Source organism: Crenobacter luteus (assembly GCF_004345725.1).
Classification (GTDB): Bacteria; Pseudomonadota; Gammaproteobacteria; order Burkholderiales; family Chromobacteriaceae; genus Crenobacter; species Crenobacter luteus.
Map to the genome: position 1 here is coordinate 116,080 of NZ_SLXG01000004.1, position 12,490 is coordinate 128,569.

Annotated in this window: 11 protein-coding genes; 5 read left to right on the forward strand and 6 right to left on the reverse strand. The window is 68.9% G+C overall.

Annotated features, from left to right (window positions below; genetic code table 11):
• From EV683_RS04140 to EV683_RS04160, 5 genes are read right to left on the reverse strand one after another with little or no spacing between them, the layout of a single operon-like run.
• Window positions 1-696, reverse strand: coding sequence for a CoA transferase subunit A (locus EV683_RS04140; protein WP_131861930.1), 696 nt, complete (start codon window positions 694-696; stop codon window positions 1-3).
• Between the two features lie 14 nt (window positions 697-710).
• A complete protein-coding gene (gene fahA / locus EV683_RS04145) occupies window positions 711-2,027 on the reverse strand; it encodes a fumarylacetoacetase (protein WP_131861931.1) in 1,317 nt (438 codons plus the stop codon).
• Complete coding sequence (locus tag EV683_RS04150) at window positions 2,024-2,563, reverse strand: VOC family protein (protein ID WP_066614305.1); 540 nt, start codon at window positions 2,561-2,563, stop codon at window positions 2,024-2,026. The genes fahA and EV683_RS04150 overlap by 4 nt, the downstream gene beginning before the upstream one ends.
• Window position 2,564: 1 nt before the next feature.
• Complete coding sequence (hppD, locus tag EV683_RS04155) at window positions 2,565-3,644, reverse strand: 4-hydroxyphenylpyruvate dioxygenase (protein ID WP_131861932.1); 1,080 nt, start codon at window positions 3,642-3,644, stop codon at window positions 2,565-2,567.
• An 11-nt stretch (window positions 3,645-3,655) separates the two neighbouring features.
• Window positions 3,656-4,885: a Glu/Leu/Phe/Val dehydrogenase dimerization domain-containing protein gene (locus EV683_RS04160; RefSeq protein ID WP_066614301.1), complete on the reverse strand. Its 1,230-nt coding sequence runs from the start codon at window positions 4,883-4,885 to the stop codon at window positions 3,656-3,658.
• A 241-nt stretch (window positions 4,886-5,126) separates the two neighbouring features.
• Here EV683_RS04160 and EV683_RS04165 point away from each other — a divergent pair, with 241 nt between their 5' ends.
• The 4 genes from EV683_RS04165 (at window position 5,127) to EV683_RS14675 (ending at window position 10,367) form a co-directional block, all read left to right on the forward strand.
• The gene (locus EV683_RS04165; RefSeq protein ID WP_066614299.1) at window positions 5,127-5,600 is read left to right on the forward strand and encodes an Lrp/AsnC family transcriptional regulator; all 474 of its coding nucleotides are present in this window, start codon (window positions 5,127-5,129) and stop codon (window positions 5,598-5,600) included.
• A gap of 1,007 nt (window positions 5,601-6,607) precedes the next feature.
• Window positions 6,608-7,996 (forward strand): MFS transporter, encoded by a 1,389-nt coding sequence (locus EV683_RS04170; RefSeq protein WP_131861933.1) that lies wholly within the window; start codon window positions 6,608-6,610, stop codon window positions 7,994-7,996.
• Window positions 7,997-8,142: 146 nt separating this feature from the next.
• Window positions 8,143-9,309 carry a porin gene (locus tag EV683_RS04175; protein ID WP_131861934.1) on the forward strand — a complete coding sequence of 389 codons (1,167 nt, stop codon included), beginning with the start codon at window positions 8,143-8,145 and terminating at the stop codon, window positions 9,307-9,309.
• A 95-nt stretch (window positions 9,310-9,404) separates the two neighbouring features.
• Window positions 9,405-10,367, forward strand: a complete 963-nt coding sequence (locus EV683_RS14675) for a methyl-accepting chemotaxis protein (RefSeq protein WP_279432274.1) — start codon at window positions 9,405-9,407, stop codon at window positions 10,365-10,367.
• On the opposite strand, the gene EV683_RS04185 is transcribed toward EV683_RS14675, so the two are convergent.
• Window positions 10,357-11,265 (reverse strand): LysR family transcriptional regulator, encoded by a 909-nt coding sequence (locus EV683_RS04185; protein WP_131861936.1) that lies wholly within the window; start codon window positions 11,263-11,265, stop codon window positions 10,357-10,359. The genes EV683_RS14675 and EV683_RS04185 overlap by 11 nt on opposite strands.
• 111 nt (window positions 11,266-11,376) lie before the next feature.
• Between EV683_RS04185 and EV683_RS04190 the strand changes: the two genes are divergently transcribed.
• Window positions 11,377-12,486: a muconate/chloromuconate family cycloisomerase gene (locus EV683_RS04190; protein WP_131861937.1), complete on the forward strand. Its 1,110-nt coding sequence runs from the start codon at window positions 11,377-11,379 to the stop codon at window positions 12,484-12,486.
• Window positions 12,487-12,490 lie beyond the last annotated feature (4 nt).

Below are 12,490 nucleotides of genomic sequence, written 5' to 3' on the forward strand. Positions count from 1 at the left end.
TCAGTTGTGCACGGTGCGCTGTTCGATGCGCTTTTCCGGGTGGGCGTTGACCACGATGCGGTCGACGTAGATGCCGGGCAGGTGGATGGCGTCGGCGTCCAGTTCGCCGGTCTCGACCAGCTCCTCGACCTCGGCCACCGTCACCCGGCCGGCCATCGCGCACAGCGGGTTGAAGTTGCGCGCGGTCTTGCTGAACACCAGGTTGCCGGCGCGGTCGGCCTTGTGCGCCTTGACGAGCGCGACGTCGGCGCTCAGCGAGCGCTCCAGCACGTGCGGCACGCCGTCGAACGCGCGCACCTCCTTGCCGTCGGCGACCACGGTGCCGACGCCGGTGCGGGTGTAGAAGGCCGGGATGCCGGCGCCGCCGGCGCGCAGGCGCTCGGCCAGGGTGCCCTGCGGCGTGAATTCCAGCTCGAGCTCGCCGCTCAGGTACTGGCGTTCGAACTCCTTGTTCTCGCCGACGTAGGACGAAATCATCTTGCGGATCTGGCGGGTGGCCAGCAGTTGGCCGAGGCCGAAGCCGTCGACGCCGGCGTTGTTGCTGATGCAAGTGAGGTTTTTGACCCCGGAATCGCGCAGCGCGCCGATCAGCGCCTCGGGAATGCCGCACAGGCCGAAGCCGCCGACGGCGAGCGTTTGGCCGTCGGCGACCAGACCCGCCAGCGCCGCCTCGGCGCTCGGATAGACTTTGTTCATCTTCTTTCCCCTTGTCAGAGCGCGGCCGGCAGCACGCGGCCGACCGCCTCGCCGAAACCGACGCGCGCCGCGCCGGCCTTGTCGCAATAGCCGCGCAGGATCACCGCGTCGCCGTCCTCGAGGAAGCGGCGCTCCTCGCCGTTGGGCAGCGCGATCGCCCGCTTGCCGCCGGCGCTCAGCTCCAAGAGCGAGCCGGCCTCCTCGGGCGTCGGGCCGGATTCGGTGCCGCTGCCGAGCAGGTCGCCCGGCATCAGGCCGCAGCCGTTGACGGTGTGGTGCGCGACCATCTGCGACACGCTCCAGTACGAATGCCGGAAGCTGCTGTGCGACAGCCGCGCGGCCGCCTCGCCGGCCTCGCGCATGTGCGCGGTCTCGAGCCACGCCTCGATCTGGATGTCGAACGCGCCCTCGCGGCGCAGCGCTTCCGATTCCAGGTAGGGCAGCGGCTGCGGGTCGTCGGCCGGGCGCGTCCACTCGGTGCGGTAGGGCGCGAGCGCTTCCAGCGTCACGATCCACGGCGAGATCGTCGTCGCGAAGTTCTTGGCGAGGAAGGGGCCGAGCGGCTGGTACTCCCACGCCTGCACGTCGCGCGCCGACCAGTCGTTCAAGAGGCACAGGCCGAACACGTGGGCCTCGGCGTCGTCCAGTGCGATCGACGTGCCCTGCGCGTTGCCCGGGCCGATGAAGATGCCGAGCTCCAGCTCGTAGTCGAGCCGCTGGCTGGGCCCGAAGACCGGGCGTTCGGCGCCCGGCGGCAGCGTCTGGCCGAGCGGGCGGCGGAAGGTCTGGCCGGACACGCCGATGGTCGACGCGCGGCCGTGGTAGCCGATCGGCACCCACTTGTAGTTCGGCAGCAGCGGGTTGTCCGGACGGAACAGGCGGCCGACGTTGGTCGCGTGGTGGATCGAGGCGTAGAAGTCGGTGTAATCGCCGATCCGCGCCGGCACGGTGTATTCGGCGTCGGCCTGCGCCACCAGGCACTCGCGCAGCGCGCCCTCGAGCGGCGAGCCGGCGCGCAGCGCGCGCGACAGCGCCAGGCGCAGCGCCGACCAGGCGGCCTGGCCCTGCGCCATGAAGTCGTTCAGGCTCGGCTGCGCGGCGGCCGCCAGCGCCGCGGCCGCCGCGCCGTCGAGCACGCCGGCCTCGGCCAACTTCGCGAGGTCGACGATGGCGTCGCCGATCGCCACGCCGCCGCGGAACGGCTCGCCGCTGCCTGCGCGGCGGAACACCGCGAACGGCAGGTTTTGGATGGTGAAATCCTGGCCGGCAAGGTTGGCCGAGGCCAGCCAGCTTTGCAGCGCCGGGTCGTGCGTTTCGTTCAGGCGACTCATTGCTCGAACTCCCGCTTGTGCAGGAAGTCGGCGTGTTTCGGCGCGCGGCGGGTTTGCGACCATTCCTCGAGCATGTCCCACTTCACCGCGTCGAGCTTTTGCAGGATCGCCGCCTCGTCCGGGTCCGGGCAGGCCAGCTCCAGCCGGTGGCCGTTCGGGTCGAAGAAGTAGATCGAGTGGAAGGCGCCGTGGTCGGTCGGGCCGAGCACGTCGACGCCGTTGGCCTCCAGGTGCGCCTTGAACGCCATCAGCTCGTCGCGGTCCTTGACCTTGAACGCGATGTGCTGCACCCAGGCCGGCGTGTTGGCGTCGCGGCCCATCTCCGGACGGGTCGGCAGCTCGAAGAACGCCAGCACGTTGCCGTTGCCGGCGTCGAGGAAGATGTGCATGTACGGGTCGGGCTCCTTGGTCGACGGCACGCGGTCCTCGGCGATGGCGAGCACGAAGTCCATCTTCAGCATCTTCTGGTACCACAGCACCGTTTCCTTGGCGTCGCGACAGCGGTAGGCGACGTGGTGAATGCGGTCGATCTTCATGTCAGGCCTCCACTTTGAGCGTGCCGCGCGCGATCTGGTCGCGCTCGAGCGATTCGAACAGCGCCTTGAAGTTGCCCTCGCCGAAGCCCTCGTCGCCCTGGCGCTGGATGAACTCGAAGAACACCGGGCCGAGCACCGGCTGCGAGAAGATCTGCAGCAGAAGGCGCGGACGGCCGCCCTCGGTGGTGCCGTCGAGCAGGATGCCGCGCGCCTGCAACTGCTCGACCGGCTGGCCGTGGCCCGGCAGGCGGGCGTCGAGCGCCTGGTAGTAGTAGTCGTTCGGCGCCGTCATCAGCGGCACGCCGGCCATCTGCAGGCGGTCGATGGCGTCGATCAGGTTGTCGGTGAGGAAGGCGATGTGCTGGATGCCCTCGCCGTTGAAGGCCATCAGGAATTCCTCGATCTGGCCGCGGCCCTTCGACGACTCCTCGTTGAGCGGGATGCGGATCTTGCCGTCCGGCGCGGTCATCGCGCGCGAGGTCAGGCCGGTGTACTCGCCCTGGATGTCGAAGTAGCGGATCTCGCGGAAGTTGAACAACCTCTCGTAGAAGCTGCCCCAGTAGGTCATGCGGCCGCGGTAGACGTTGTGCGTCAGGTGGTCGATCAGCTTCAGGCCGTGGCCGACCGGGTGGCGCTCGACGCCGTCGAGGAACTCGAAGTCGATGTCGTAGATCGACTTGCCGTCCTCGAAGCGGTCGATCAGGTAGATCGGCGCGCCGCCGATGCCCTTGATCGCCGGCAGGTGCAATTCCATCGGGCCGGTCGGGATGTCGACCGGCTGCGCGCCCAATTCCAGCGCGCGGTAGTAGGCCTGGTGCGAATCCTTCACGCGGAAGGCCATGCCGCAGGCGCTCGGGCCGTGTTCGGCGGCGAAGTAGGCGGCGTGGCTCTTGGGCTCGCGGTTGACGACGAAGTTGATGTCGCCCTGACGGTACAGCAGCACGTCCTTGCTGCGGTGGCGGGCGACGAGGCTGAAGCCCATCCGCTCGAACAGCGGTTCGAGCACGTTCGGCGTCGGCGACGCGAATTCGACGAATTCGAAGCCCATCAGGCCCATCGGGTTGTCAAACAGGTCGGTCATGGTGTGTCTCCTCAGTGGACGAGTTGCTGCAGCGCGAGCTCGAACGCGGTGCTGGCGATGTGGGTGGGCCGGCTCGAACGCGCGTGGCAGCGCGCCAGCGCGTCGGCGATGGTGTCGGATACGTCGCAGAAGATCGCCGCGTCGGAAATCTCGGCGCCGCCCTGCATCAGGAAGGCGAAGGCGCGCGCCATGCCGCAATTGGCGATGAAGTCGGGAATCACCGCGACGCGCTCGTCGGCGTGCTGATAAATGGAACCGTAGAAGATTTCCGGGTCGGCGAACGGCACATTGGCGCCGCTGGCGATCACTTCCAGGCCCGAGGCGACCAGCGCGTCGAGCTGTTCGCGGGTGACGAGGCGCGAGGCGGCGCACGGCAGGAACACGTCGGCGCCGACGCGCCAGATGCGCTCGTTGACGTCGGCGAACGGCAGCAGGCCGTCGGCGGCGAGCTGGTTGCCGCGCTTGGCGAGGAACAGCGCGCGCACCGCGTCGAAGTCGAGGCCCTCGGGGGCGAGCAGGCCGCCGTCGCGGTCGATGACGCCGACGATGCGGGCGCCTGCCTGCGCGAGGTAGTAGGCGGCGGCCGCGCCGACGTTGCCCCAGCCCTGCACGATCACGCGCTTGCCGGCGAGGTCGCCGCCGTAGATCCGGTAGTAGTGGCGCACCGACTCGGCGACGCCCCAGCCGGTGATCAGGTCGGCGACCACGTACTTGCGCTCGGGTGCCGGGGTGTAGGCGGTGTCCTCGACCACCTTGGACACGCCGACGCGCAACTGGCCGACCTGCTGGATACGCTGGCTGTCGCTGGGCTGGAAGTGGCCGTTGACCACGCCCTCCTGCGGGTGCCACAGGCCGAGTCCCTCGGTGATCGGGATCACCTCGTGGATCTCGTCGACGTTCAGGTCGCCGCCGGTGCCGTAGTAGGCCTTCAGGAGCGGGATCACCGCCTGGTACCAGCGGCGCAGCACGCCGTCCTTGCGCGGGTCGGCCGGGTCGAAGTCGATGCCGGACTTGGCGCCGCCGATCTGCGGGCCGGACACGGTGAACTTCACCTCCATGGTCTTGGCCAGCGACTCGACCTCGCGGCGGTCCAGGCCCTTGCGCATCCGCGTGCCACCGCCGGCGGCGCCGCCGCGCAGCGAGTTGATCACCACCCAGCCGCGCGCCTCGGTCTCGTTGTCGTGCCACTCGAAGACGATCTCCGGGGCCTTGCTCTCGAATCGGTTCAGCAGTTCTCTCATCGTGTCGATTCCGTCTCTCGCTCGGGGAGGAAGATGAAATAAAGTTGCACCGCACAATGCGGCTGGTTTTGTGCGATGCACCAATCCTGGTGGGGGGTATGGTCGCCAAACCCCCGCAAAACCGGTGTGTTCCGGAAATCAGTGTATGCTTGGCCCGACAAAATTAGATTGCGAAAATGCCGATGGCAAACCCTGAACTGCGCAATTTAATTTCCGATAAACGCGATATGGAGAAACCGGATTGCAAGACATCGAGCTCGACCAGATCGACCGCCGCATCCTCGGCTTTTTGCAGGAGCACGGACGCGCCAGCAACCTCGAGTTGGCCGAGGCGGTCAACCTGTCGCCGGCGCAGACGCTGCGCCGCCACCGGCGGCTGGAGGAAATGGGGATCATCAAGCGCTACGAAACGCGGCTCGCCGCCGAGCGACTCGGCTTCGACGTGGTCGCCTTCATCCACGTGACGATGGAACGCGGCCACATCCGCGACCTCGCCAAATTCAAGGAGCTGGTCGCCGAGCTGCCGCAGATCCAGGAGTGCTTCTCGGTGACCGGCGAGGTGGACTACGTGCTGAAGGTGGTCGCGCGCGACCTGAAGTCGCTGTCGGACTTCCTGCTCGACACGCTGATGCGGATCCCGGGCGTGAACGGGGTGAAGTCGAGCGTCTGCCTCGACGAGATCAAGTGCACCAGCGCGATGCCGCTGACGCCGTGAGGCGCGTACCGGCGGCGCGGGCAGGGCGCTGACGCGCGCGCCGTCCCGGCTGTTCGAGCAAGGCCCCGTTCCGGCGACAGCCGGGCGGGGCCTCGCCGTTTCCGCTGCGACGGCGGGGGCTCGGCCAACCTGGGGGCGGCAAAAGGCGGGTGGGGCGGGATTCCCGTCGGGCCGTGCGCGGCGGTGAACGCCAAGGGGCCGCTCCGGGCGGGGGAGGGGCGGGTTTATATGAGGCCGCGCGCGGCGGGGCGGGGGCTTTTCAGCTTGCTGTAAGCGCTGGCGAGTTCCAGGGTTTTTCGCGTCGTCACGCCAAGGCCCTGCCGGTTTTTCCCGAGCCGTCTCATTTTTTTTTCGGCGTGCGGATGCGACGAAACGCCGCCGAATACGGAATGCCGATTTGCCGGCTGATTTATCGGGTCGTCAATTCAGGTTTGTACTGCCGAAAAGGAAGCGGGTGTCGCCAGCCCTCTGTCGAGCGACGCCGGGTTTTTATCGATGCCTGCGACATTTGCCGGTTGGTCCTTTTTTGTTTCCGGATTTTTTTACGATTCGCGAGTATGGTGGTTTTCCGGATAAACCCTTTTCGCTGATTTTCCTGGTCGACGCGCCGGGCGTCCAATATGGATTGGGTATGAAAAAAATACCTGTCGGGTATGTGTCTGGCGGGCGCCCGGAAAGGCGCGCGGGCGCGGTGTTCCTGCTCGTCGCGACTTGCGGGATGGGGCCAGCAAAGGGGCGGCTGTCTGGCCGGCATTTCTGGCGGGGGTATTCTTCGCGAGCCTTTTTTTCGGGTCAAAAGGCCGGGTGGAATGGTGCCGGTGGTGATAAATACTGGCGGGGTATCATCGGATACTCAATCAGTATTAGACGCTCCGTTCCGTCGCGCTCAGGATGGCGGCGTTCCGTTGCACGAGGCGGCGGAATATTCGCCGGCGAGAGAGGCAAATGTTCGCCAAGAAACGCTGTTTTTTCGCCGGCCGGATTGTCTACGAACGGAGAAATCGACGATGCAGCAAGACGATAAAAAGACGGTCGACGCGCAAGCCTTGATCGACAGTCAGCCCTTTTCACGCTACCAGTATCTGATCCTGTTTTTCTGCTTCTCCATCCTCGCGCTCGACGGCATGGACACCGCCGCGATCGGCTATGTCGCACCGGCGCTGGTGGCCGAATGGGGCATCGAGCGCGCGGCGCTCGCGCCGGCGCTGAGCGCCGCGCTGTTCGGCCTTGCCTTCGGCGCGATGGTGGCCGGCCCGTCGGCGGACCGCTTCGGGCGCAAGCCCGTCCTGGTGGTCTCGACCGCCTTCTTCGGGGTGCTCAGCCTGCTGACCGCCTACGCCTACGACGTCGCCAGCCTCGCGCTGCTGCGCTTTCTGACCGGCCTCGGCCTCGGCGCGGCGATGCCCAACGCGGTGACGCTGATGGCCGAACTGGCGCCGGCCAACCGCCGCTCCTTCGTCATCAACACCGTCTACGTCGGCTTCCCGCTCGGCGCGGCGGCCGGCGGCTTCGTGTCGGCCTGGCTGATCCCGCACTTCGGCTGGCAGAGCATCTTCGTGCTGGGCGGCGTGCTGCCGCTGGCCTTGCTGCCCTTCCTGGTCCGCTCGCTGCCCGAGTCGGTGTCCTACATGACGTCCAAGGGTCACCCGGTCGACAAGGTGCGCCGCGTGCTCGAGCGCGTCTGCGGCCGCGACCTTGGCGATGTCGAGCGCTTCGAGCTCGGCGAGCGCCAGAGCCCGGTGCAGGCCGGGGGCTCGGCGCTCGGCCTGATTCTGTCGCGCCCCTTCCTGTTGAGCACGCTGATGCTGTGGACCACCTACTTCATGGGCCTGCTGATCTTCTACCTGCTGACGAGCTGGATGCCGCTGATGATGAAAGACGCCGGCTTCTCTATCGAGAAGGCCGCGCTCCTGACCGCGATCTTCCCGCTCGGCGGCGGCATCGGCACCCTGGTCAGCGGCCTTTTGATGGACCGGTTCAACCCCGGCCGCGTGCTCAGCTTCGTCTACGTGCTCGCCGCCGTGCTGCTGGTCGCGGTCGGCCAGACCATGGACAAGGTATTCGTGTTCGCCGGGCTGATCTTCCTGGCCGGCATCATGGTCACCGGCGCGCAGGCCTCGCTGCCGGCTCTCGCCGCGCCGATCTACCCGACCCGGGGGCGCGCGACCGGCATGGCGTGGATGCTCGGCGTCGGCCGCTTCGGCGGCATCGCCGGCGCGCTGCTCGGCGGGGTGCTGCTGGGCATGCAGCTGCCCTTCGGACAGATCCTCGTGCTGCTCGCGATCCCCGCCGTCGTCGCCATGCTAGCGCTGTGGGTCCTGTCGTCGCGGACGGCGTGCAAGGACGACGCGGCGCGCGCGGAGAGCCGCGCGCTGACGGGCGTCGCAGGCGACTAAGGCGGCGCGCAGACGAGCAAGGGTGCGGCGCCGCACGGTCGGCGCCGGCCCGGAACACAGACAGGCGGACGGGCGCGGCCATCCGCGCGCGCCGCCCCCACGCACCGCCCGCGACCCGGGGTCGCGGGCCACAGAAAGACTTCATCATGACGCAGTACCACACCTCGAGGGCCGCCGCGGCCGCCCTCGCGCTTTTCGCGCCGCTGACCCTGGCCGACGTCACGCTTTACGGCGTGATCGACGAGACGCTGGAGAGCGTCTCGGCCAAGGGCGCGAACGACCCGGCCGCCGACCTGAAGCGCGGCGGCCGGGTCGGTTCGAACAGCTCGCTGATCGGCTTCAGGGGCGGCGAGGAACTCGGCGACGGGCTCAAGGCGATCTGGCAGGTCGAGAGCGGCATCGCCGCCGACACCGGCGGCGGCACGCTGGGCACCCGCGACACCTTCGTCGGCCTGGCCGGCCGGGCCGGCACGCTGCAGCTGGGGCTGCTGACCTCGTCGTCGCGCGCGATGGAGGGACTGTTCGACATCAACCGCGGCGCGACCGGCATCGGCTCGTCGTCGGCGCTGCTGGGCAAGCTCGGCAACCTCGCGCTCGGCGATGCGGCGCTCAAGTCGCTGTCGGCGGTCACGCCGACCATGCAGATCGGCCTGTTCGACAACCGCGTGCGCAACGCGGTGCAGTACCTGAGCCCCGGCTTCAACGGTTTTTCGGCCAGCGCGCTGTACGGCAGCGGCGAGAACGCCGAGGGGCCGAGCGCCTATACCGCCAACCTCGGCCTCAAGTACGACGACGGCGCGCTCTACGGCGGCGTCAGCTACACGCGGGTGCGCACCGGCGCCGACGCGGCCGCCCCGCTCGCGAGCAGCGCGTTCCGCACCGTCGAGGACCTGCGCGCCGCGCTGGTCTACCGCTTCTCGGCGCAGACCCGCGTCGGCGCGATCGTCGACCGCAGCGAGGGCGCGCTGACCGACGCCGGCGCCGCGCTCTACGGCGGCCGGCGGCTGCGCCAGTCGGTCTGGTACGTCAACGGCTCGCTCGGCGTGTCCGAGCGCGGCCGGCTGATCGCGCAGTACGGCCGGGCCGGCGAGCTGACCGGCGGCTCTGCCGACGTCGGGGGAGGCGGCCGCGCGCGGCACTACCAGCTCGGCTACGAGCACGACCTGAGCCGCCGCACGATGGTCAAGGTGCTGTACTCGGCGATCCGCAACGAAGGCGGCTCGCGCTACGACTACGGCCTCGGCAGCGTCGGTTCGGTCGCGGCCGGCGCCGACCCGCGCGGCTTCGCGCTCGGCCTGCGGCACGCCTTCTGAGGTCGCGTCCGGCAAGAAGGGGGCGGGCCGGCCCGCCCCTTGTGTGGGTTTATCGCCCCCGGCCGTGCGCGCCCGGGGCGGCGAAAGGAAAGATGATGGAGGCAGGCATCCGGCGCGCCGCGGCGTGGTCGCTGCTCGCGCTGGCCGTGGCGGGGCTGGCCGTGGTCGACGACGGCGTCGCGCGGCTCGTGTTCGGCTTGCAGCTCGTGCTCGCGTGCGCCCTGTTCGTCCGGCCGGTGGCCGGCGGGCGGGAGGAGGTGGGCGAGCCGCCGCTCGTGGCGGTGCGCGACGACCGGGTGGAAGACGGGCGCTGCGCGGCCGGGCGGGCGGCAGAGGCCGAGCGGGAGGCGCTGGCGGCGCGCCTTGACGCGATGCGGCGGGCGGGCGGCGCGCTGTCGGCCGAGGCCGGCCGTCTGCGCGGCCTCGTCGCCCAGACGCTGGACGATATGGTGCGGGCGAGCGCGGTGGCCAAGTCGTCCGGCGAGAAGGTGGAGGCGAGCGTCGCGGCGGTCGGCGAGGCGGCGGCGGTGATCGACGCGCTGGCCGGCTTCACCGTGCAGAGCGCCGCCGCCTTCGACGAGTTGTCCGTCCAGTCCGGGCGGATCGCCGGCATCGTCGTCAGCATCCAGGAGATCGCCAGGCAGACCAACCTCTTGGCGCTGAACGCGGCGATCGAGGCGGCGCGAGCAGGCGAGGCCGGCCGCGGCTTCGCGGTGGTCGCCGACGAGGTCGGAAGGTTGGCCGAGCGGGCCGGCGCGGCCAGCGAGGAGATCGGCCAGATCGCGCATGGCCTGGGCGCCGTCGCGCGCTCGGCCGCCGACGGGGTCGACGCGGCGCGCGCCCACACGCAGGCCGGCCGCTTGCGCGCCGACGAAGCGCAGCAGGCGATGCGCGACATCCTCGACGCGGCACGGGTCCGGATCGCGATCGTCGACGGCGTGCTCGCCGCCCTCGTCAGCCAGCAGCGCATCAGCGAGTCGCTCGAGCGCGCGCTCGACGGCTGGGCGGCGCCGGGCGACGGGGCGACGCCGGACCGGCAGCTCCCGCTCAGGGCTTGATGTACTCCATCTGATTTTCTTCGTAGATCTGGATGATCATCTCGATCAGCAGCCTGATCTCGCGCGACTCGTCGAGCAGCCGGGTGCTGAGGATGATGGGCGACACCATGTTGCGGTCGTCCAGCGCCTTGTAGCACACGTCCTCGCGCTTGAGCCCCTGCACGCTGGCGGGCACGATGGCGACGCCTTCGCCGGCCGCGACGAGGCCGACCGCGATCTGCAGCTCGCGCGCCTCGTACACCTTCCTCGGCTCCAGTCCCCTGTCGTGGAAGGCCGCCAGCACCTGGTCGGCGAAGCTCGGCCGGGGCGCCTTCGGAAACACGATCAGCGTCTCGCTCGCGAGGTCGTGCAGCGACAGCGCCGGCTGCTCGGCCGACAGCGGGTGTCCGGCAGGGATCGCCGCGATCAGCCTCTCCTCGCGCAGCACGATGCGGCGCACGTTCGGGTCCTCGTGCCGGATGCGCCCGAAGCCGACGTCGATCTTGCCTTCCTTGAGCGCGGCGATCTGCTCCATCGACGTCATCTCGTGCAGCGTCAGCTCGATGGTGTCGTGTTCGGCGCGAAAGCGGCGGATCACCTTGGGCAGCATGCCGTACAGCGTCGAGCCGACGAAGCCGATCGACATCTTGCGGTCGATGATGCCGATGCGCCGCGTCATCGCCTCCAGCTCGCGCGTCTGCGACAGCAGTTGCAGCGCGTGCGCGTAGAAGAACTGCCCCGCCTCGGTCAGCTTCAGCGGCCGGGCGCCCCTCTCCAGCAATTGCACCCCCAGTTCGTCCTCCAGCTGCTGGATCTGCCGGCTCAGCGGCGGCTGCGCGATATGCAGTTTTTCCGCCGCGCGGGTGATGTTGCCTTCTTCCGCCACGGTGACGAAGTAGCGCAGATGGCGGAGTTCCATTTCATACCTCCATGGTATGGAAAAAATACTAAATCGGTGTTGGACGGCCGGAATTGCCGCGCGCTATCGTTGATTCACGGTCTCTCAACACAGATTTTATACCCAAAAGACATGATCCGCTCAATCGAAACACTTCTGGTCGATGTTCCTACCATTCGCCCTCACAAGCTATCGGTGGCAACGATGAGAACGCAAACCCTGGTGCTGGTGCGGGTCTTTTGCGAGGACGGCATCGAAGGCTGGGGCGAGGCAACCACCATCGGCGGCCTCAACTACGGCGACGAAAGCCCCGAGAGCGTCAAGGCCAATATCGACGCGCATATCGCGCCGCTCGTCGTCGGCATGGACGCGCGCAACGTCGCCGCCGTGATGGCGACGATCCGCCGGGTGATCCAGGGCAACCGCTTCGCCAAGTGCGCGATCGAAACCGCGCTGATGGATGCGCAGGCGAAGCGGCTGGGCATTCCCCTGAGCGAGCTGCTCGGTGGCCGGCTGCGCGATGCCCTGCCGGTCGCCTGGACCCTGGCCAGCGGCGATACCGCGAAGGACATCGCCGAGGCGCAGGACATGCTCGAGGCGCGCCGCCACCGCATCTTCAAGCTGAAGATCGGCCTGCGCGCGGTGGCCGACGACGTGGCCCACGTGCTCGCGATCAAGAAGGCGCTGGGCGACGGCGTCAGCGTGCGCGTCGACGTGAACCAGGCGTGGAGCGAGCTGGAGGCGGTCAACGCCATCGCCGCGCTGGAAGCCGGCGGCGTCGACCTGATCGAACAGCCGGTGCGCGCCGGGAACAGGGCCGCCCTCGGCCGGCTGGCGGCGCGCTTCTCGGTGCCGATCATGGCGGACGAGGTGCTGCACGGCCCGCAGGACGCCTTCGAGCTGGCCTGTCGCGCCCAGGCCGACGTGTTCGCGGTCAAGATCGCGCAGTCGGGCGGCCTGGTGCCGGCGCGGGAGGTCGGCGCGATCGCCCAGCTGGCCGGCGTCGCCCTCTACGGCGGCACGATGCTCGAGGGCGCGGTCGGCACCGCCGCCTCGGCCCACGTGTTTTCCACCTTCGGCGAACTGGCCTTCGGCACCGAGCTGTTCGGCCCGCTGCTGCTGACCGAGGAAATCCTGGCCGAGCCGCTGGTTTACAAGGATTTCATGCTGCAGGTGCCGACCGGGCCTGGCCTGGGCATCGAGATCGACAAGGACAAGCTGGCGGCATTGCGCCGCCGCTGACAAG